Source organism: Paenibacillus diazotrophicus (genome assembly GCF_042610465.1).
In genome coordinates, this window is sequence record NZ_JBGJZN010000001.1 from 1,722,890 (window position 1) to 1,743,496 (window position 20,607).

Annotated in this window: 18 protein-coding genes; 3 read left to right on the forward strand and 15 right to left on the reverse strand. The window is 47.2% G+C overall.

Annotated elements, in window-relative coordinates:
* Positions 1-96 precede the first annotated feature (96 nt).
* The 7 genes from ACAN54_RS07790 to ACAN54_RS07820 form a co-directional block, all read right to left on the reverse strand.
* The gene (locus ACAN54_RS07790) at positions 97-588 is read right to left on the reverse strand and encodes a MarR family winged helix-turn-helix transcriptional regulator (protein WP_379152710.1); all 492 of its coding nucleotides are present in this window, start codon (positions 586-588) and stop codon (positions 97-99) included.
* Positions 589-718: 130 nt separating this feature from the next.
* A complete protein-coding gene (locus ACAN54_RS07795; RefSeq protein WP_379152712.1) occupies positions 719-1,912 on the reverse strand; it encodes a metallophosphoesterase in 1,194 nt (397 codons plus the stop codon).
* A 380-nt stretch (positions 1,913-2,292) separates the two neighbouring features.
* Positions 2,293-3,156, reverse strand: a complete 864-nt coding sequence (locus tag ACAN54_RS07800) for a TIGR02452 family protein (protein WP_379152714.1) — start codon at positions 3,154-3,156, stop codon at positions 2,293-2,295.
* Between the two features lie 40 nt (positions 3,157-3,196).
* Positions 3,197-3,673, reverse strand: coding sequence for a riboflavin biosynthesis intermediates N-glycosidase (ybiA, locus tag ACAN54_RS07805; protein ID WP_379152716.1), 477 nt, complete (start codon positions 3,671-3,673; stop codon positions 3,197-3,199).
* A 37-nt stretch (positions 3,674-3,710) separates the two neighbouring features.
* On the reverse strand, positions 3,711-4,613 hold the full coding sequence (locus ACAN54_RS07810; RefSeq protein ID WP_379152718.1) for an NUDIX hydrolase: 903 nt from the start codon (positions 4,611-4,613) through the stop codon (positions 3,711-3,713).
* 211 nt (positions 4,614-4,824) lie between these two features.
* The gene (locus ACAN54_RS07815) at positions 4,825-5,226 is read right to left on the reverse strand and encodes a VOC family protein (protein WP_379152720.1); all 402 of its coding nucleotides are present in this window, start codon (positions 5,224-5,226) and stop codon (positions 4,825-4,827) included.
* Between the two features lie 110 nt (positions 5,227-5,336).
* Complete coding sequence (locus ACAN54_RS07820; RefSeq protein WP_379152722.1) at positions 5,337-6,200, reverse strand: cation diffusion facilitator family transporter; 864 nt, start codon at positions 6,198-6,200, stop codon at positions 5,337-5,339.
* Positions 6,201-6,500: 300 nt separating this feature from the next.
* Between ACAN54_RS07820 and ACAN54_RS07825 the strand changes: the two genes are divergently transcribed.
* Positions 6,501-7,856, forward strand: a complete 1,356-nt coding sequence (locus ACAN54_RS07825) for an outer membrane protein assembly factor BamB family protein (RefSeq protein WP_379152724.1) — start codon at positions 6,501-6,503, stop codon at positions 7,854-7,856.
* 12 nt (positions 7,857-7,868) lie between these two features.
* Here the strand turns inward: ACAN54_RS07825 and ACAN54_RS07830 are convergent, their stop codons facing one another.
* Complete coding sequence (locus ACAN54_RS07830; RefSeq protein WP_379152726.1) at positions 7,869-8,372, reverse strand: ferritin; 504 nt, start codon at positions 8,370-8,372, stop codon at positions 7,869-7,871.
* Positions 8,373-8,494: 122 nt separating this feature from the next.
* On the opposite strand from ACAN54_RS07830, the gene nagZ reads away from it, so the two are divergent.
* Entirely contained in the window at positions 8,495-9,874 is a 1,380-nt protein-coding gene (gene nagZ, locus ACAN54_RS07835; RefSeq protein WP_379152728.1) for a beta-N-acetylhexosaminidase, read from the forward strand.
* Between the two features lie 68 nt (positions 9,875-9,942).
* Here nagZ and ACAN54_RS07840 read toward each other — a convergent pair whose 3' ends face one another.
* From ACAN54_RS07840 to ACAN54_RS07860, 5 genes are all read right to left on the reverse strand, one after another.
* Positions 9,943-10,959, reverse strand: a complete 1,017-nt coding sequence (locus ACAN54_RS07840) for an efflux RND transporter periplasmic adaptor subunit (RefSeq protein WP_379152730.1) — start codon at positions 10,957-10,959, stop codon at positions 9,943-9,945.
* 102 nt (positions 10,960-11,061) lie between these two features.
* Complete coding sequence (locus ACAN54_RS07845; protein ID WP_379152732.1) at positions 11,062-12,444, reverse strand: ABC transporter permease; 1,383 nt, start codon at positions 12,442-12,444, stop codon at positions 11,062-11,064.
* On the reverse strand, positions 12,431-13,156 hold the full coding sequence (locus tag ACAN54_RS07850; protein ID WP_379152735.1) for an ABC transporter ATP-binding protein: 726 nt from the start codon (positions 13,154-13,156) through the stop codon (positions 12,431-12,433). The genes ACAN54_RS07845 and ACAN54_RS07850 overlap by 14 nt, the downstream gene beginning before the upstream one ends.
* Before the next feature lie 13 nt (positions 13,157-13,169).
* Positions 13,170-15,806: a hypothetical protein gene (locus ACAN54_RS07855; protein WP_379152737.1), complete on the reverse strand. Its 2,637-nt coding sequence runs from the start codon at positions 15,804-15,806 to the stop codon at positions 13,170-13,172.
* Positions 15,807-15,927: 121 nt separating this feature from the next.
* Entirely contained in the window at positions 15,928-16,770 is an 843-nt protein-coding gene (locus tag ACAN54_RS07860; protein ID WP_379152739.1) for a helix-turn-helix transcriptional regulator, read from the reverse strand.
* Positions 16,771-17,021: 251 nt separating this feature from the next.
* Here ACAN54_RS07860 and ACAN54_RS07865 point away from each other — a divergent pair, with 251 nt between their 5' ends.
* A complete protein-coding gene (locus ACAN54_RS07865) occupies positions 17,022-19,076 on the forward strand; it encodes a beta-galactosidase (protein ID WP_379152741.1) in 2,055 nt (684 codons plus the stop codon).
* 181 nt (positions 19,077-19,257) lie between these two features.
* On the opposite strand, the gene ACAN54_RS07870 is transcribed toward ACAN54_RS07865, so the two are convergent.
* Both ACAN54_RS07870 and ACAN54_RS07875 read right to left on the reverse strand, forming a co-directional pair.
* A complete protein-coding gene (locus ACAN54_RS07870) occupies positions 19,258-19,617 on the reverse strand; it encodes a hypothetical protein (RefSeq protein WP_379152743.1) in 360 nt (119 codons plus the stop codon).
* Positions 19,618-19,646: 29 nt separating this feature from the next.
* Complete coding sequence (locus ACAN54_RS07875; protein WP_379152745.1) at positions 19,647-20,564, reverse strand: alpha/beta hydrolase; 918 nt, start codon at positions 20,562-20,564, stop codon at positions 19,647-19,649.
* Positions 20,565-20,607 lie beyond the last annotated feature (43 nt).

Below are 20,607 nucleotides of genomic sequence, written 5' to 3' on the forward strand. Positions count from 1 at the left end.
GAAACGGAAGGACATCCTGTGAGTCGTATAGTTACAGCCTACCAGGTACTCGATTTCATCGTTCATATAGCTTAGCGTCTTGCTGGATATACACTTTTATGACCGGTTCAGCTTTTGCAGCAGCATTGTTAGCTGTCGAAGTTCTTCTCCATTTAGCCGGCTCATCCTTCCAGCAACGGCCTCGCGATTGCCGGGAAGCTGCTCCGTCAATAGGACCCGGCCGGCAGCGGTTAGTGAAATCACTGATTTTCGTCCATCCTGGGCGTGCTCAGTCCTCGCGATATAGCCATCCCGCTTCAGCGGGGTCAGCAGCAGGCTGATATTGGCCTTGGAAACTCCGATTTTGCCGGCAAGTACCGAAGGAAGCATCGTTCCACCTTGCTTGGCAATCTCCACGAGCACACGAATTCTTGCACCATTTAATCCCTTGGACTGCCAGTACTTCTCAGAGACAGCCACCATATTGGCGGTCGCCTCAACCAATGTGAAAAAGGCTTCATTCGGCAATGGCAGGTTCAGCACGTATTCCTGCAGATCATCTTGCTGAAGCTCATCTTGCTGTAAGTTCCCCTCTTGTAGATCTTTCATACTTTCTGTTCAGCTCCACTTAGTTAATAACTTAACTACTTCTGTTCAAAAATAACGTAAGCTGCTGTAAATGTCAAAACAAAATAAACCCCCGTGCCTCAAAATAGGAGAGGCATGGGGGTTTATCTTTTTATATCAGAACAGGATTTCCGTGAATCGGCTCTTCAATGTAACGTTTGCTGCCTTCCAGCCTTACCTCAAGTTTGATCAGCTCGGAGCGGCTGGCCAAGCGTATTGGAGGCCCCCAAGTTCCGTACCCGGAGGAGACAACCACATGCAGCTTATCCTTGCGCAGATAACCCCAGTCCAGTTCAAACAACCGTCTGGTAATCCAATGGTTCGGAGCAATTTGACCCCGGTGCGTATGTCCCGACAACAGCACATCCACACCTGCCTTGGCAGCAATATCAAATCCGGTGGGCTGATGATCCATCATAATCACCGGGCGGGTCAGATCAAGTCCTTCCAATAAAGATTCCACGCTTTTACGGCCTCCGGCTTCCATAGTCTCGGCCGTTTTGTCCTTGCGCCCCACAATATACAGGCCGGCGGTGTCCACTACTTCGTCCTGGAGGACTTTGATACCGATGCTGTCCATCAGCTCTGTGTATTGCTTAATGGAGCCTCCATAATATTCATGATTGCCCAGTACAGCGTATACGCCATGGCGTGCTTTGAGCTTTCTGATCTCTTCACTCATCCCGTTGCGGATAAACGGCTCAATACTGTCATCCAGTACATCCCCTGCAAGCAGAATCAAGTCGGGTTGCATCCGGTTAATCTCAGCTACCATACGGCGCAAATGGCGGTTGCCGACAATGTTGCCCAGATGAAGATCTGATGCGACCGCTATGGTCAGCGGTACACTGGTTCCAGTTGACTTGTCAATCTGAATCGGGTGATTACGCACAACTGTACTCCAGGCATTGCGCGAACCCCAGATTAGGAAGATGGCCAGCAGCAGAACAAGTGTAGTCCCCGCCTCCGAAGTGAAGGACGTACGCTCGACCCCCATGAGACCAAGCGCCCAATAGAACAAATCCGTAAGCGGAAGTACAATAATGGCAAATTCCATGCAGGCCAGATAATAGGAGCCTATGACTTTGAACAGCCGGGCAACCGGCTTCACAGCCTTCGGCCAAGGAACCATTCCGATCATATAAGCAAAGGCAATAAGCAGGAAAAGAGGCCAATATATACCTGCATATATTCCCGGCACCCAACTTTTCAGCAAATACCATAAATGGAGACCAATGTAGAAATTCACAAGTCCCAGCACAAGCAGCATGACCAGACCTGACGCAAGCATACGCATTATTTTCATCATTCCACTCCCTTGACTTGCAGTTTATCTGAATCTCTATTTCAAATGATAACACAAAGCATTCGTGTAGTATAAACTCTGCTCACGCATTGGAATAAGGCCCAAAAATAAGTAAATGCCCTGCAGTATTTTCTCTAATCAGAACGAACTTACAAAAGGACCTCTAAAAGAGTAAACTAGTAAAAAACGTAAAAAAGCATTGACTGCTGCCAATGCTTTGGCCGAAAGAAGGGGCAGTATGAGTAAAATGTCAGTAAATAGACCGAACCGTCCTATGTTTATCCGCAAAAGTTCAGGTGCTGGCTGGAGTCTCAATCCCAATCACCCGATCACCTGGAGTGTATTGCTCGGTATATTGATCATTATTGTATATACAATATTTACGCATTGAAGATTGTGCGAAAAGCGCCAAGCACTCTCTCATTCGGAGAATGATCGAGCACGGCAAATACGATCTGGTTAAACAGGCTTTGATAGCCCTCATCCAACAGCACCTGTCTGAACCACTCCGCAACTTCGCTCGGATTATTACGGAAAACTCCGCACCCGTATGCACCGAGCACAATAGTCTTGTGCCCATTATTAGCGGCAACAGCCAGAATGTAGCGAATGCGCTCCAGCATCACGGTTGGGATCATTCCAATCTCCTGAGGCTCCCGCTCTCGGACTACTCCCGCATTTACTGCTGGTGCGGTAATAAAAGATACCACATACGGTTCATCCAGCAGCTGATCCTGGCTGTCACGGATGACAGGTACCTTAGGTGAATGAATCATATAATGCGAGTATAGACAGGTTTTACGGCCTCGGTTGTATTGATACATCTCATTTTTCGCGGCGATGGACAGATAAAGTGCAGAAGCTCGGGCCAAGCTTTCTTCTTGGGCTTGGCTTCCTCCCAGGAAGCCCCCACCCGGGTTCTTCGCTGATGCAAAGTTCAGACATACCGTCTGCTCCCCGCCCTCTTTGACAACTAATCGGTAAGCGGCTTCCAAAGTGGATTCACTCGTGACAGACAGCTTCGCGGTATGCATCGCATCTTTCTTCATATGCTCCGTAACAGCTGCGTTCAGCTGAGGCAGCTCGTCCGGTGCATACAACATGGTATCCGTGATGGATGCTCTCACACTTTCAGCTATGTCGATATGCCGTCCCATCCGGTTAACGTAATTCCCCTTCTCCAAATTATCCAGTGTTTCTTGCGCAATTGCCGCTCTTTTATTCCTCGGATTTAAGTTATTCATCTTATATCTTCACTCCTTAACCCGGGTTATACGGGGGTAGTTATTCCAGTAACAGGTCGTCCCGAAGCTGCGTCAACACTTCTCCAAGCCAATTAGTGCCTCTCCAAGTATCTCTGTTTCGGATTCTTGGGTCGTCTTCAGCCAACCCCACACCCCAAATGCGGTCCGTCGGACTGGCTTCCACTAGTGTCGTTCCCTTAGTATTCAGCAAAAGCTCCAGCAGCTCTTCATTCTGCAGAAATTTCTCGCGGTTTCCCTGGTAGACAATCTCTTTGCAGTGAGCATTCCACTCCGTTTCCTTAAAGCCGCTCACTTTACGTCCCAGTTCTTTTTGCTCCCTGGGTGTTCTTGCCCGCAGAATCTGTCTGGCCGTTTCTTCATCCTTGAACAAAAGAGCTTTGCCATACATCATGTATTGCTCTGCACAGTTGAAGCTATTCTCTTCTACAGTGAAATTGCAGGGATACCACTGCGAAAACGGTGATCCACTGCGGTAAAAGTAAGTAAAAGTCTCCATTTGTAATTCTCCATTCTATAATTTAACTCATTCTTAATTATGCATCCCGGTCTACTTTGTACCGGTACAGCTTTGAAGGCCGATGGCCGGCATCTTTGGTGAACTCTTCGGTTTCAGTTACACGATCGGCAATTTTACGGCGGAAGGCGGGGGCCAAGAGCTCTCTGCCGAGTATAATTTCGTAGACCCGCTGAAGTTCGGACAATGTAAATAAGGGTGGCATCAGATTGAAAATAATATCGGTGTATTCCACCTTGCCCCGAAGCCGTTCAATGGCATACTGGATCATCTTCAGATGATCGAATGCTAGCCCGTGATTCTCTATAATCTCCCGCCGCACACGCCGGACATGACCTTGCACAGTCTCGGAAACAGAAAGAACACCGGATAATACAATATCCTCTTTCTGTAGGGTGATGCGAATCTGCTCATCCTGTTGATAACCACCTTCAAGCTCTTTGCGGCTGGACTTCAGCACATCATAGGCAATCTCGAACCAACCAGCGTCATCCGCATCATCCCCAGCCTGAACATCAAGCGCAGTCCGGTCAACAAGTGCCATATACGAGCTGCTGATCACGCGTAAGCGCGGATCTCGGTTCACATCACCCCATGTGTAGAGCTGCTCCATGTAGACATTGTCTATATTGGTCTCACTATGCAGCTCCCGGCGGGCAGCATCCTCAAGGCTCTCGTCAACAGAGACGAATCCTCCCGGTAGCGCCCATTGACCCAGAAACGGGTGCTCACCGCGCTGAATCAGCAGCAGCTGAAGTGATTTCTCGGAGAGCTTGCGGTAGTTATCCTGCGCCTGCTCCATTACGGTAAAGATCAGCATATCCACCGTAACAGATGGACGCTCATACATCCCCGCATCATAACCCTGCAAAAATTGTTCCTCGGTTAAGCCATTTCGGTCAGTTAACGGTTTGTTGGACATGTATATACTCCTTTGATTTATATTAGGAACTATCTTAGATTTTTAGTTATTATCTATGTGTTATTATCACATTGTTATTATATATCCAATTCCACTAGTAGAGTCAAGTATTTGTTTTATCAAAAGTGGATGACGAACGATTGAGATATGCATACAAAAGGCGTAACCCCCATCGTGGTTACGCCTCTTCACAGTTTCTGATTTTCAGTTATTATGTCGGATTTATCGCAAATAAGGAATGAATATTCCCTTCAGGATCGGCAAAGAAACCAGTGGTATGCCCCCAAGACTTGACTTGCGGCGGCATGATGTCAATGGCTCCTTTCGAAATGAATTCATCGTACAAAGTATATACTTCCTCTGGCGAATCACATTGAAAGTTAAGCTCAGCGGCTTGTCCGCTTCGTTGTTCTCTGAAGGAAAAATGATCGTTGGTATTCTCCGCCATAAGTGATTTGGAACAAATGGCTAATCGCACTCCTGAATTGCTAAATTCTACGTAATGCTCCTCTTCTACAACAATCGTGAACCCCAGGACTTCATGATAAAACCTTGCTAAACGGGCAACATCATCAGCGAGTAACGTAAGACCTTCCAAATTCACTTTTTTCATTAGTATAGCCCACCTCCAATTTGAGTTAAGCATACTACAGATCCGTTACAAATTCTGGAACAATTTTTCTGTTGAAAATGGATCTTCAGCTTCAGAGACCTGTTCGTCCTTTACACGGGTTCTATATGTACCAGAACATTGGAGACCTGATGCAGATTTTTCAGCTGATCCTCTATTTCCTCGGTGATATCATGGCTCTGGATAACGTTTAAGCTGGAGTTCACAAGCACTGTAGTATCCACCAGCACATTATTCCCATGTATTCTGGCTTTGATATCCTTAATAGATTCTACCCCATCAATCTTAGCAACCGTCTGTTTCATTAACTCAAGCTCACTGGCATCAAAGCCGTCGGTAAGATCATGAGTTGCCTTGCGGAAGATATCCCAGGCCGTCTTACAGATCAATCCCCCGACAATTGTAGCGGTCAGCGGATCCAGCCAAGGCAGACCGAATTGCGAACCGACAATCCCGATAAAAGCGCCAATACTTACAAGAGCATCCGAACGGTTATCCTGGGCAACGGCCTGCATCGCGTTACTGTTCAGACTGCGGGCCAGTCTTATGTTATACATATAAACTGCGAACATCACTATAGCACAACCAGCTGCCGTCCACGCGGCTACAAGATCCGGTGTTTCCAGTGCGGGCTGAATAAATTTGTGCACACCTTGATACAGAACTTGAAGCCCTACAGCGATCATAATAAATGAAGCGACCAGCGCTGCCACGGTTTCCGCTCTGAAATGACCGTAGCTGTGATTGGAGTCCGGCGGTCTCCTGGAAATCTTGAGTCCGGCCAGAATAGCCAGTGAGGCAATAATATCCGTGCTGTTGTTCAAGCCGTCGGCAAGAAGTGCCTGAGAGTTTGAAAATGTACCGATTAACAGCTTGATGGCAGACAGCAGAATGTAGGCAAACAGACTTAGCCAGGCCCCTTTTTCACTTTGTTTGATGTCACTGTAGTTTTCCAAGCAAAGAACCTCCAAAGAATAGTATCGTTCTATCCTACACGCTAACAACCGGGTGGGTCTAGAGAAACAGTGTTGCAAGAACCCGTAAGTGTTCCCCCAGCTAAATAGAGTTGCCAGACCGGAAGTGTTTTGCCGCATGTAACATTGTTTGCCCTCGTTCAACTTCAGATTTTTCCCATTCATTTCTTCACTTACCAACCAGGCATCTGTAACTTTTTTCTATTTGTCCAGTCTAAGGATAATAAGGCTCTTTTCCTGATAGAAATGGAGTCTATTCCGAGTACAAAAGGAGCGCAAAAAATGAACAGACTAAAGCTCAAACAAATGACTTTAGTTCTCGCTGGCATGGGAATAACATTGCCCCTGTATGCCGGAGAACTGTTGCCCGCTGCTTCTGCCGAGAAGGCAGAAGTCAGTATTGGAAATTCTTTTTACACCAAAGTTACAGCACCTGTCCTTAAGCCGTTATGGTCTATCACCACGGCCACTGTGCCGAACGATATTCCGTCTCCGTCCGTTACTGCTGTCGCAGAGAACGGCAAGGTTTTTGCGCTTCAGCAGAATAAAAAGTTAGTTGCGCTGAATGCAGCTACAGGCAAAAAACTTTGGGAATATGGGATCGCCCTTGCACCAATGTTCACCTACAGTAAAGGAACGATATATGGACTGACGCAAACCGGTTCGCTGTATGCTGTAACTGAGTCAGGTCGAAAAGTCTGGACGACTTCTTTATCTTTGCCTAATGCATCCAGTATTCAACAACTGGGAGCCACTATTTATGTAACTGAGGGACGACAGCTAGCTGCGGTGGAGGCGTCCACCGGTAGGCTTAAATGGAAAATTGCGGAGAACAGCAGTTATGAAGGATATACAGATCTTAACGAAGAGGACGGAGTACTGATCCGCCTTTATACCAGCGCTGGAGTCTTAACCTTTCCGTCGATCATAGCTTATGACTCCCAGACGGGTAAGAAACTATGGGAGCAGTACCGGCAGAGCATGCCGCTGGCTATTCGCGATGGATTATTGTATTCCGTCAAGTCACTGGAGATGCTGGATGAAGACCCTGTGAACCGTAAGGTTCTGGTGTCTATTTTCAACCTGAAGAGCGGGCAGATCAAAGGTGAACGTAATTACCGCTGGACAGACAATAATACCCCTCCAGACGGGGGATTCCGTTCTGGAGGGGCGTATGGTACAGCATTTCTGGACGGCGACAACCTGTATGTTATGCAGGGCCGGAAGGTCGCCCGGTATAACTTCTGGAATTATACTGAGAATGGGAAACCCCTCAAGCAATGGGATCAACCCTTATCCGGCAGTATATTTCCTCTCTACAAGGTAATTCAGGACCGGCTAATGTATTACAATTATAGCGATCAGACCCTGATTGCCATGAAGCTTGCAAATGGACAGGTGATCAACATGAAGCAAGGCGAGAATCCTTCCGTACAAATGGATATCTTCGGCCAGGCCATGTACATTGGACAATCTGACGGATTATTTCATGCCTATGATATCATCAGCCAGAAGCCTCTGTTCACCGTCAGAACTTCTTCCCGTGAATTCCAGCCTTCGCTAAAAACAGGGAACATTCTTATTGTCCGGAGCGGGGGCACCATGACGGGTATACAGCTGCCTGCCGGGATTCAGTAGAAACTGCATTTCTTATTCAGCCGGAGCTACAAAGGTGCGTCCTGCGAATTCAGCATCCAGCATGTAGAAGGCGTTGCTGTCGGTTTCAATCCGCTTCAGCTTGGCGATGATATTACTGAACAACGACTCTTCTTCTACCTGCTCATCGATGAACCATTTCAGGAAATAGATTGTGGCATGTTCACGCGCATCGAGTGCAAGATCAGCAAGATGGTAGAATCTTGAGGTGTTCTGCTGCTCATGGGCGAATGCATGTTCAAAGGCATCCAGCATGGATGTATACTCATTTTTGGGCTCTGGAAGGGCAGCAAGTGTGGCCCGGAAATCACGGTCATTCAGGAATTTGTAGATTTTCATCGCATGGAACCGTTCTTCTTCTGCCTGGATCAGGAAAAAATTTGCGAAGCCATCGAGACTTTCACCGGAACAATACGCAGCCATCGCCAGGTAGACATGTGCGGAATAAAACTCAAAATTCATCTGTTCATTGAGCGCTTTTACCAATTCTTCTTTCATGATCAAGTTCACCTCTTCATATAAATTTGTCTGTCTTGCAGCCATTTCTATGTAGCATCTCTCAATCCCATCTTAACACCTGCACTTGTGATCCAGCAAACATTAAGGAGGAACAGCTTCCAATGACCCATTTCAATGAACACAGCAAGACAACGGTTCGAAGCTATAGAATGATTACTTTGGTTATGGCCATGACTTGCCTCCTCATCAGCAGCGGCTGCAGCGGAAAAGCTGGTTCTGGTCTAGCAGCAGAGCCTCAGGAAGTCCCTTCTACCGCTTCCCCTTCTTCTGTTAATCCACCTTCCCGGCAGACGGAGACCGTCTCACCCTCGGCTAATCAGTCTCCTCTACCGGTGACTTCGGCTTCACCTGAGCCTGCTGTCTCTGAAGGTATCAGGCCCGCAGACGACATCGAACAGCAGATAGCTACTTTGCCGCTAGAAGACAAAATCGGCCAAATGCTACTCGTAGGAATTGACGGTACTGAAGTAAGCGCACAGACGCAGAACATGATCACTACAGATAAGGTTGGCGGCATCATCCTGTATGCGGATAATATTGACAACCTAAAGGGACTGGTCAGCCTCACCAATGGGCTGAAGCGAAGTAATGCTGGAAACCCCGCACCGCTGTTTGTCAGTGTCGATCAGGAAGGCGGCAAGGTCAGCCGCTTGCCGGATGAATATGCCAAGATCCCTGCGAATGGAGCCGTTGGCGTAAGTGGTAATGCGGAAGCTGCGGAAACCATGGGCAAGCTTCTGGCCAGAGAGGTCCAGGGTGCAGGCTTCAATATGAACTTTGCTCCGGTACTGGATATCAACAGCAATCCTAACAATCCGGTGATCGGAGACCGCTCCTTCGGTAGCACCTCCGCGAAGGTTATCAAGCTTGGCATTGCTGAAATGAAGGGGATCGAGAGTGAAGGTGTGGTCCCTGTCGTTAAGCATTTCCCCGGACATGGAGATACATCGGTCGATTCCCATTTGGAGCTACCGGTAGTGAAGAAAACAGAAGCCCAGCTGGCAAAGCTCGAATGGCTGCCCTTCCAGGCCGCGATTAAGGAGCAGACCGATGCGGTAATGGTGGCCCACATCCTGTATCCGAAGCTGGACCCTGACCGGCCTGCTTCCTTATCCAAAGTCATCGTCGGACAATTGCTCCGGGAGCAGATGGGCTTCAAGGGCGTGGTCATCACGGATGACCTGACTATGGGTGCTATCTTGAAGAATTACAGCCTGGCTACGGCTGCTGTGAATACAGTACTCGCGGGCAGTGACATTCTGCTTATCGCTCACGAATACAGCAATGAACAGACGGCGCGAAAAGCCCTGCTGGCTGCTGTGAGGAGCGGTAAGATTTCGGAAGCCAGGATTGATGAGAGCGTCTATCGGATTCTTGCACTGAAGCAGAAATACAAGCTAACGGACGAGCTAATTCCTATCCCTAAGCTTACCGAGCTTAACAAAGACATTAAAATATGGCGACAAAAAATCTCTTTATAACAACAAAAGAAGTAATCCTTCCACTGTTGTGGATAGATTACTTCTTTTTGCATGAAATATTGTCTTTCTTACTGAAGCACTACGGTGTCACCCGGTTTCAGCCCGGTCAGCACTTCTACCATATCTGTGGTTTCCAGTCCGGTAGTAATTTGTTGCCGCTCTGTTTTTCCGTTTCCTTTATCCACCATAACGTAAGAAAGATCTCCTTCATGGATGATAGCAATGTTTGATACCGCGGTAACATTATCTTTGCGTAAGGTTTCTATCTCGCCAGTTAAGCTGAGACCGCCAATTAATAGCTCATTCGGTTCAAGTGAAATGACCACTTCGAACTGCGGGGTTTGGTTGGTCGTTGTATCCTTGGCCGATACAGTCGTCGCGAATTTGGATACCTTTGTTACTACTCCTGACAGCTTCACATCCTTGGAAGCTGTCATTTTGACTTTTACTTTCATACCTGGCTTAATGCTGAATATATCCTGTTCACCCACCAGAGCGATAAATTCCAATTTGCTGAGGTCCACAATTTTGCCGATGTACTGATTGTCGGTTACCAATTGTGGAATTTCACTGGAATTGTCGAACAAGAAAATCCCCGAGGCTGGGGCGCGGTAGCTCGCTGCTTGAATTTTCTTCTTTTTATCCGCAATTTCACGTGCTTGAATCTCCGCATTGACCTGATTCAAATCATCGCTGATTCTTGAAGTCTCTTGTGTCGCAAGAGTCTTTAAGCGCTCAGCTTCAGTAGCACCTACAACGGCTGTCTCCTCATTCTGCTGGTTGATAAAGGCATTCAATTCGGCTTCCAGCTTTGCTTTGCGGATCGTTGCTTCCTGGGTGGCAATGTCATTCTTGAGCGCCTCCGTATCCAGCGTGTACATCACAGAGCCTTTTTTTACTTGTCCGCCGTTTTCTACTTTCCAGTCTGTTACTTTGGAAGCAAAAGGAGCATAGACCAGGGTTTCATGCTGATATTTTGAAGTGCCTTTAACCTGTATAGATTTTGTCATCGTTTCTTTGGTTACCGGGAAGGTAATAGCCTGCATCGGTTCTTCAGGCGCAGCCTGCTCTTTGGGTTTATTCATTTGGTTATAGATAAAATAACCTGCGACAGATAGTATCACCACTAGGATACTCCACTTTATGATCCTCTTCATTCCTGTAACTTCCTTTCAGCTTATAAATGGCTAGTCCCGTTTAATCGCAGTGAGCGCATTGGTTCTTGCTGCACTGATTGCAGGATATATCCCTGACAACACTCCTGTGATTACTGCAAAAACAATGCCAAGGGGTATTGTAGTCAATGGAATAGAAACGATAAGGCTTTCCCCAGTACCCAGTGTCATTTCTCCTGAACTACTGACCAGCTTATTAATCCCTTCCACAATCAAATATGAAAAGCCGATTCCGAGTACTCCACCCATAAAGCCCAGCAACGCGGACTCCATAATGAACATCGTGCGAATTTGCCGCATGTTGGAGCCCAGCACCTTCATAATCCCAATCTGGCGGCGCCGCTGGTGTGTAGACATCGTCATGGCTACTATGATAGAGATGGAAGCAATGATCAGGATAAATCCGCCGACTCCTAAAGCCACCATTTTAAACATAGCAAATTGTGACTTCAGTTGTTCCAGTTGATACAGATTGTTGCTTGTATTTAAAGTTAGTTTCTTAATCAGTGTCTCTACCTGCGGTAAATTCTTCTGGTTATCTACCCGAATAAGTGCTTGGTTGTAAGTTTCACCCGATCCGGCATTTTCCGTCTTCATGTTGAATTCTTCCTTAAGTCTGTCAAAGGTTTCTTGGGATACGTAAATCTTCTTATCATACATAGCTTGATCCGCGCTCATCCCATCCGCTTTTTTCAATATGCCGACGACTTGAAGCTGGGAACTGAGATAGGTTTTTGGAGTATTGTTGTCAAAATTACTGTAACGAAACTGAACCTGCTGCTGGTACAGATCAGAAGGCATTCTGGATAGTTCGTCGTACTTCTGCATCACTTCAGGGTCGTAGGCATTAGTGTTCATCTGTTCGAACAGCTTTTTTTGAGTTTCGATGTCCATTAACCCGATAGTAGCTCCATAGTTAAGCACTAAGCTGCCTACTTGTTTACTGGGTACCCCTTTTTGAAAAGAAAAATCATATTTGGTCAGCAGGGTAAGATCAGTTACAACCAAATTGAAATTGGATATTTTATTGTCAGCGGTTATGATCTCAAAATATCCTGCATCTTGAAACGGCGCTGCAGCCGCGACATGTCTGAGTCCCCTGATAATATCCAGCTTCTGTTCAGTCAGCTTGCCGACATTCGAATTCGCCCCTGTTTTGACCGCACCTTCACCGCCGCCTTGGGAGACTCCTTCATTCGGTGTCACGGTAATCTCATCCATTCTAAATTGGGCAGTGACTTCGCGGCTAACATAGCCTTGCACAGAGTCGCCAAGACTCAAGGCCACGACAATAGCCGAACAGCCGATAGAGAGCCCTAGCATACAAAGCCCCGTAACTACCTTTCTCCGTTTAATCTGGCCCCACGCCAAACGCGTTACATCAAGAATTCGCACGGTCCGGCTCCTCCTCTAAAGGTTCTGATTCAGCGGAACCATCTCTCTCAGTAATCATGTGTCCGTCACGAAGTGTAAAAATACGCTGCATATGCGCTGCCACCTCAGGCTCGTGCGTAACTACAATGAACGTAGTTTTTATTTTTTTGTTTAAATCTAACAATATACTTATGATCTCTTCTTCTGTTTTGGTATCCAGATTACCAGTAGGCTCATCCGCAAAAATAATAGACGGTTCCGTAATCAGCGAACGGGCAATACTGACCCGCTGCTGCTGGCCTCCGGAGAGCTGGGTGGGAAATAACTCGGATTTATCAGGGATACCCACTGCTTCTAACAAAGCAAGTGATTTTTTTCTGCGGACCGACGGAGAGACCGATTGGAAGACAAGAGGAAGCTCCACATTCTCCCGTACCGTCAGGCTGGTGATCAACTCATACGCCTGAAAAATAAAACCGATATTTTTGCGCCGGAATACTGCCAGCTTGTTCTCCCCCATCTTCACGATATCCTTGTCGGCAATGTAAATATGTCCTTCTGTCGGCTTCATCAGACCCGCCATTAAATTCAGCATAGTAGATTTACCGGAACCTGAGCTGCCCAGCAGGGCAACCATATCACCAGGTTTCACCTCGAAATTGATGTTATGGAGCACAGGTGTTACTTCACTGCCGCTTTTAAACGTATGTGATACATTCTCCACTCGCAACATAAGCTGCTCCTTTTTATTCTTTGATATCAGTGCTTGTCTTTAGCTCGGTGGTTGCTGGTCTTTCTATCTTCAGAACGTAGGCCTGGTTGGCCAGCTCGATCCGCTCACCTTGGAATTCATCATACAGTTTGATGGAGTATGTTCCGCCAGTCAGTTTTTTGTACATTTCACTGCTGAAGGTCAAAGAAAACTTGTTATTTTCCCCTTCCATCAAATCCGTTCCAATCGTAATGCTTTTCTCTTGCGTCTGTCCGTATGGATCCGTCATTTTAAGTACAAGCTTGTGATTGAATGCTCCCACATCATAGCTGATATCACGCAGCAGGCTGTAATTCATGTTGATATTAATCGTGTCGCTGCCGCGTACATTGCTGCCTTCTGAATTAAGAACGGACAATGTATAAGGATATAAGGTAACCTTGGATAAATTGTTAACCGGTGTTATGTACTGCGGACTCAGTTCCAAGGCAGAGACATTAATGAAACCTGTTGATTCCTGTCCAGGCTCAGTCAAGTTGTTCCCGGTGATGCCGGGTCCAATATATAGGGTTACATCCGAGGCATCTACTGCTTTTGGGAGCTTTGCCCAGAATGTTACCAGTTGCTTGCCGCCAGGTGTTGCCGCCGTGTCAGGCTGGATTGGTGTGGCCTCATATAGTTGACCGTCTTCGGATTTAAAATAAGCCTGAAGGCGGGCCATTTTACTTTGTCTCTTTTCTTCGCTGCTCATGAACAGTTCAGTGTAGACAATGTTAGAGTTAACACCTTGGTAGATGACCGTTTTGCTCTCCTGTACTTTGGCATTTTTACCTTTTCCGGCAATGGTATAGCTGCCACCTCTGTCAACCTTGTATACGGCATCTGTTACACTGCTCGTGTTCAACGACAGAAAGGGCACAGTCTCTTCTTTCACGACGGAATACAGATTGACTCTCGTTGACTGGAACTCCGTAGTATAAGGGATTTTGCTAAATACATTAACCACCACACTTTGCCCTGGAGCAATAGAGGAACCTTCTTTCTCTATGAATAATTCCGTTGATGCCGTCAAGTCGTTATTATCCAATTTGAGAGCACCTTTAAGTTCTGGCAGTGTAAGATTTACTGACTGCGTATTGGTAATGTTCAACTTGGCGATCAGAATGTCGTCATCTTTCCATGGATAACGCTGCAGGGACAGCAAGCTATAGCCGAATGTACCTGATGGATTGGTGATGGTGTAATTCATATTTTTTTGAGCATCCGTACGTAGTGTGTACGGAATGGAAAAATAAGCGACAGGAATGGTCAGCTTAGCCGTCGCGCCTGGCGATACTGTAGGGCCAGAATTCGCACCTGAGCCCCCCGAAGTCCCTTGATTGACTTGAGCTCCAGTACTGGCCGCATCGCTGCTGCTGACTGCTTCAATCATTTGCAGTTTCAGTGTGTTCTGCTCCACTTCAAGTGGAATCTGGGCTGTAAGTTGTACTACCTTTTCCTCCATGGGCTTCAGCTTGACCCCGCTCACACCGCTAGAGCTGATAGGGAAGGTTGTCCCTTTTGCGGATCGAACCGAGAGGTCATAAGAAGGTAGAACCACCGCTTGTTTGCCGGCATTTTTAATCCGGAACTGGAACGTCCATATCCCTGTAGCATCTTCAGCATAGACATTTGCTGCAGTTAACTGAAATTCGATAGTATTGCTGTTGATGCCGACCTTTTTGATAGCCCCTTTGCCTACGTTCAGGTCAGGGGTTGCAGCCGCAGGAAGCTTGGACGAAAATTTAGCGAGATCAAGTTTAAGCGTCTCATCCCTCTGAACATATTGTATCTTCATGTTGTCGGTCTTTAGGTACGGCGGAATCTCGGTTAGGTAATAAATGGTTTTCTTTTCCTGGGGCTGAATCTTATAACCTGCCTGCGAATTGTCGAGTGCCAGCTCGAAGGCTGTTCCTCCTGCAGACATTAGGTATGCGGAATAACCTGGGTCCGAGAGTACCTTATTCCCCACATTGCTGAAGTTAACCCCAACCTTTGCGAATACCTTGCCTCCATATTTATAGAGCTGTAGGGATTCCGAAGCAGCAGTGACTGGAATGTTGTTAATGTTGAGTTGCTGTTTTTGGCCGATGGCTGCACTCGATGAGTAATTAGAAGGAATACTGAGGGTTCCCGCATGTCTCAGGTAACCTTTGCTTTTGGGGTCCCACACATACATTGTAACTTTAAGTCCGTTAAGTGAATTTATTTTGCCAATGTTAACATAGTAGGTTACCCGTTCGGTTTGTCTGGATACGACTTTGTTCTTAGCCGAATCGGCGGTCACCGGATTGCCTGGAATGACAGAGCCTCCAGAAGTAACTACTCTCGAAAAATAATGACTCAGACTTGCATTGCTACCCCCTGCGTTGGAGTAATTCAGCGTATACGTTAGAATATTCCCTCCCGCCTGAGACCAGAGAGTCACATCTTCTAACGTAGCTTTGACATTCGCCTCCAGCTGGATGGAGCCCAGATTCTTGGGGACGGCGCTTATTGTAGATACTGCAGATCCATGCAAACCGCCGTTATTTACCGGCGCAGAGGCGGCTGATGCAGGATTAGCAGACAGTTGTCCAATAGCGAATGTGCTTAACAGTAACGCGATATATGTAGTTCTAAGCTTTCTCATTGATTTCCTCCCATGTACATTTGCTAGGAATAATTATAGTGGTTGAGAATCAGGTAAATGTATCCAATTTGTAACCATAGATTTCAATCTGTAACTTTCACATGAAAATAGAAACCGTATGTTAAGTCGCAGTTGATCCAAATGCAAGCCTATATTGGTTGGGGGGCATTCCCTCAAACTGTCTGAATACTTTAATAAAATAGCTCGATTGGGCAAAGCCAGCCTGCCGCGCGATTTGTGAAACGGAGAACTCAGTAGATACAAGCAGCAGTTTCGCTCTGGCCAAACGGCATTCTGTCAAATAGCGGTTCGGGGTCTTACCCATGACTGTACGGAACAGACGCAGAAAATGATAGCTGCTGTAACCCGACAACCGGGCCATGGTCTCCAGTGTCCAGGTCCCCGCACACTCCCTGTGAATGAGATTCGCTGTGTTGCGGATGGAATGCCTAATCTCCAAAGAAACTGCGCCATTCTGCGGTTCGGAGTTTTGCAATAGTGTAATCAAGATTTCATATAACAGCGCCGACAGCTTCGGTTCGTAACGGGTCTCGTAGGAAGTGCCAAGCCGGTACATCTCCTCAAATAAACTTTCCAGCCCCGCTTCCGGATCAAAGGTGAAGAAGTAACCCCTCGACTGATCGGCCTCCTCCAGTAATGGCAGCGGCATACCGGTTCCAAAGTGTACCCAACGTACATCCCAGGGCTGGCTCAGATCAGAACCGTACTGTTGATAGGCGCCTCTGGGGAAAAGAAAACCTTTGCCTCTCTCCATCGGAATCCGTTCCCCCTCATGAAATACATAACCTTCCCCGGCAAAGATCAAATGAAGATTATAGCTGTCCAGGAATCCTTCCGCTCTTCTTTCTGTATGCTGGGGAAATTCGGTGTAGTGGCCCAAAAACTCTGGATAACATACATATTTGGTGTAAGCCGGTGTTGGCAGATAACATTGATTTCTCATTCGTTCATTAGCTCCCCTCAGTGCTCTTGTGTAATCTCGCAATATCGTCATATAAAAGCAATATTTTGTTATATAATGTTCATTTCACTTGATAATACAATAGATATGTAAATGAAATAAAGCATATTTTTCATAATATCAGTGAGTCTCTGCCTCTGATATTGCTGCTTTTGCTTGGAAGAAGATCACCCAAAAGCGGCCCCATTTCGGGGACACAACGATGAAGTGTTCTCTATCCTTTGGAGGTTATGATGAGAAAGCCCTTAACAAATGATCAGTTTGAGCTTGGCGTATGCTACTATCCTGAACACTGGCCGGAGGAACTCTGGGCAGATGATTACCGCCGTATGGTTGAAACCGGATTCACAATTGTCCGGATGGCTGAATTCGCTTGGAACCTTTTTGAACCTGAAGAAGGTGTCTTCCAATTTGATCTGTTCGACAGAGCAATCGATCTGGCTCATAGCTATGGCCTTAAGGTAATTCTGGGTACGCCAACGGCTACACCCCCCGCCTGGCTTACCGAACGTTACCCTGAGGTGCTGAATGTTACTTATGACGGAGTGACGCTACAGCACGGCATGCGCCGTCATTACAATTACAGCAGTCCCCAATACCGGGAGCTCTGCGCCAGAATCACCAGACAGCTCGCCCAGCATTATGGCAGCCATCCGGGTGTGGTTGGCTGGCAAATTGACAATGAACTGAATTGTGAAATTAATGTATTCTATTCGGAGAGTGATCACCAGGCCTTCAGAGAATGGGTACAGGCCAAATATGTAACGCTGGAGAAGCTGAATGAGGCTTGGGGAACTGTTTTCTGGAATCAAACCTATAACAGCTGGTCACAGGTTTTCCTGCCGCGCCCTACCCCTTCAACCATGCAGCCTAATCCGCATCAGGCGCTGGATGAGAAGCGGTTCATTTCAGATAACACCATTTCTTTTGCCAAAATCCAAGCTGATATTATACGGGAACTAGCCCCTTCCCAATGGGTAACCACCAATGGATTGTTCGGACATCTGGACAGCCATGAGCTGAATGATCAGCTTCTTGATTTCTTCAGCTATGATTCCTACCCGCAGTTCGCAAGTATCAGTACGGATCCTGCAGAAGCAGAACCGCTGCTGGACCGGAGCTGGAGCCAATCATTGACTGCGGTCCGCTCGATCAGCCCCAACTTTTGCATCATGGAGCAGCAATCCGGCCCTGGCGGCTGGGTTAACCGGATGGATATGCCTTCACCCAAACCTGGTCAAATGAGGCTCTGGACGTATCAGTCCATTGCCCATGGAGCAGACAAGCTGCTCTACTTCCGTTGGCGGACAGCCACGGTGGGCAATGAAATTTATTGGCACGGCATCAATGACTATCATAACCAGCCAAACCGCAGGGTCAGGGAGGCAGAACAGATTGGCCGGGAGCTGGCTGCAGCTGGTAAACATATTGTGGGTACCCGCTCTAAAGCGGATATCGCCATTCTGCGTGACTACGACAATGAATGGGATGGAGAATACGATGTTTGGCATGGACCTTTTACGTGGCAGAGCAACAAGGAATGGTTCAAAGCACTGCAGAAACGGCAAATCCCGAACGATATCATCTACATGCGCAGCAAAACCACCATTGACGACCTGATTCCATATCATGTTCTGGTCTATCCGCATCCGGCCATTATGAGCGATGAGACAGCAGAACTGCTGGATCAATATGTGCAGCAAGGCGGAACGCTGATTTTTGGCTGCCGGACCGGCTACAAGGATACCCGCGGACAATGTTATATGCGGCCTTTTCCAGGTGCTGCGAAGGACCTCTGCGGCATCAGCGTTGAAGAATTCACCATGGTCAAAGGCACCCGTCTTCCTACCTCCATCCGCTGGGGTAACGATTCCGGGGTACTTACCGGGGCAGATGCATTCAACGATATTCTTCATGTCGAAGAGGACACAGTCGAGGTGGTCGGCACCTATGTAACCGATTATTATGCCGGCAAACCGGCAGTCACCAGAAACAAACGCGGCAAAGGAGAGGTGTGGTATTACGGAGCTGTTTTTAACGCGGAAGCAACCCTCCAGATCATAGACAGACTTTCGCTTCACTCCCCTGTAGCGGAATGGCTGGAGCTTCCTTCGGAAGTAGAGCTGCAAATCCGCAAAAGTGAAAATAACAGTTATGCGTTTCTGCTGAACTTCAGTGAAGAACCTGCAACGATTCAGCTCAAAGAACAGAGAATGGATCTGTTGACTGGTGATGTCATCAACGGCCCATACAGCCTTGAAGGCTTCGGAGTACTAGTGCTCTACTAAAGTTGGCGAAAGACTCTTCCATACCGCAGTTATCTGCAGAGGAGGAGTCTTTTTAGTAATTAGAGTTCTCTCTGTAACTGGATATCTTCTTATTTCACTGATCAACCTACGGTTGTTATTCTCATAAAACAGTAAAGAGACCGTTCCGAAGAACCGTCCCTCATAAATCATAAGTTAGTAATTACTTCACCAGACTATTCAGATAAGCATCTGCTTCTTCAAAAGTCGGATAATGGACAGCAAACTTTCCGAATAATCTGTTCATCTGCATCTTCCACACCTTGGAGTTCGCAACATATACCCATCCACCCACTCCATGCGCGACGGCTATCTCACCTGTTGGCGCAAGCATGGAAGCAACCTCAGGGGTGAGAATGGATTGGGACTCCGTTACATCAGTGACTCCAGTGAAGCCTGGTTTCAGTTGCTTCATGGCTGCTTCAAAATCAGATATATAAGCTGGCACATCCGTTTCCGTAAGACCAAATGATTTTACAACCACTTGATTCTTGGCTACATTAACTTCCATTGTGTAAGGCATATTATTTCCTCCTGTATCCGTTCGACCCTCTATTTATCCCAGATCCTTGTGACAAAATCTCCAATATTCCCGATCGCTTCCTGCCCTTCCGGAAGTAGAGCGGACATCATCTGGAACACGCTCCACAGGTTCTCCCATATTTCCAGTTGCACCTCACCTCCGGCAGAACGTACACGCTCTGCGAGCCGTTCGGCATCATTCAGCAGCACTTCCTGATCCCCGACCTGTATCAACAATGGTGGCAGCCCACCCAGTTGAAGCCTTAGTGGCGAGAGCAGATCAGGCATATCCCCCTCATATCCTCCAAGATAATCCTGCAAGATTCTATGATTTCCCTCCCTGCTTCCCGTAGGATCCAGTTCTGCTCTGCTGTCATAGGATTCCCCGTCCAGGTGGACAAGATCGCCGTGTGGGGAGAGAAGAAATGCGGCGGCAGGCAATCCCTCACCTGTATCACGTAACGTAATCAGGGTCATTATTACGAGAGTGGCACCTATAGAATCCCCGCCCAGTATGATGTCTTCCGGCAGGAGACCCTGCCGCAGCAGCCAGAAGTAAGCAGTTAGACAATCTTCATTGGCTGCAGGATATACATGCTCGGGTGCAAGACGATATTCTAACGTAAACACCTTCACACCGCTGGCGGAAGCAATTCTTGCAGACAGATCACGGTAGATCTCACAATTCCCGGAGATGAATCCTCCTCCATGAACGTAGAGTATAGCCTTCTTCCTGTCCTCTGCGGCATAGTCTTCCATAACATTAAGCCATTCTCCTGCTACACCGTCCGAATCAATTCTTTCGAAGGATATTCCATGAAGCGGTGGCAACCGTGAGGCGGATTCGGCCATTTCCTGACGGATTTGAACTGCTGTTTTTCCAATAATTTGATTATTTTGTTTCAAATATTGCTTCATGGCTTGAATCATTTCCTTAGAGCTCTGCATCCTTCATTCCTCCCGGCATTGGCCTGATACCTGTATTGTAAAC

Bases quoted from the DNA above. Each gene is read 5' to 3' on its own strand.
- nagZ (WP_379152728.1), top strand. From the start codon at position 8,495: ATGACCCATTTCAATGAACACAGCAAGACAACGGTTCGAAGCTATAGA.
- ACAN54_RS07855 (WP_379152737.1), bottom strand. From the start codon at position 15,806: ATGAGAAAGCTTAGAACTACATATATCGCGTTACTGTTAAGCACATTC.
- ACAN54_RS07850 (WP_379152735.1), bottom strand. From the start codon at position 13,156: ATGTTGCGAGTGGAGAATGTATCACATACGTTTAAAAGCGGCAGTGAA.
- ACAN54_RS07810 (WP_379152718.1), bottom strand. From the start codon at position 4,613: ATGTCCAACAAACCGTTAACTGACCGAAATGGCTTAACCGAGGAACAA.
- ACAN54_RS07875 (WP_379152745.1), bottom strand. From the start codon at position 20,564: ATGCAGAGCTCTAAGGAAATGATTCAAGCCATGAAGCAATATTTGAAA.
- ACAN54_RS07865 (WP_379152741.1), top strand. From the start codon at position 17,022: ATGAGAAAGCCCTTAACAAATGATCAGTTTGAGCTTGGCGTATGCTAC.
- ACAN54_RS07795 (WP_379152712.1), bottom strand. From the start codon at position 1,912: ATGAAAATAATGCGTATGCTTGCGTCAGGTCTGGTCATGCTGCTTGTG.
- ACAN54_RS07870 (WP_379152743.1), bottom strand. From the start codon at position 19,617: ATGCCTTACACAATGGAAGTTAATGTAGCCAAGAATCAAGTGGTTGTA.
- ACAN54_RS07800 (WP_379152714.1), bottom strand. From the start codon at position 3,156: ATGAATAACTTAAATCCGAGGAATAAAAGAGCGGCAATTGCGCAAGAA.
- ACAN54_RS07830 (WP_379152726.1), bottom strand. From the start codon at position 8,372: ATGAAAGAAGAATTGGTAAAAGCGCTCAATGAACAGATGAATTTTGAG.
- ybiA (WP_379152716.1), bottom strand. From the start codon at position 3,673: ATGGAGACTTTTACTTACTTTTACCGCAGTGGATCACCGTTTTCGCAG.
- ACAN54_RS07790 (WP_379152710.1), bottom strand. From the start codon at position 588: ATGAAAGATCTACAAGAGGGGAACTTACAGCAAGATGAGCTTCAGCAA.
- ACAN54_RS07825 (WP_379152724.1), top strand. From the start codon at position 6,501: ATGAACAGACTAAAGCTCAAACAAATGACTTTAGTTCTCGCTGGCATG.
- ACAN54_RS07840 (WP_379152730.1), bottom strand. From the start codon at position 10,959: ATGAATAAACCCAAAGAGCAGGCTGCGCCTGAAGAACCGATGCAGGCT.
- ACAN54_RS07860 (WP_379152739.1), bottom strand. From the start codon at position 16,770: ATGAGAAATCAATGTTATCTGCCAACACCGGCTTACACCAAATATGTA.
- ACAN54_RS07815 (WP_379152720.1), bottom strand. From the start codon at position 5,226: ATGAAAAAAGTGAATTTGGAAGGTCTTACGTTACTCGCTGATGATGTT.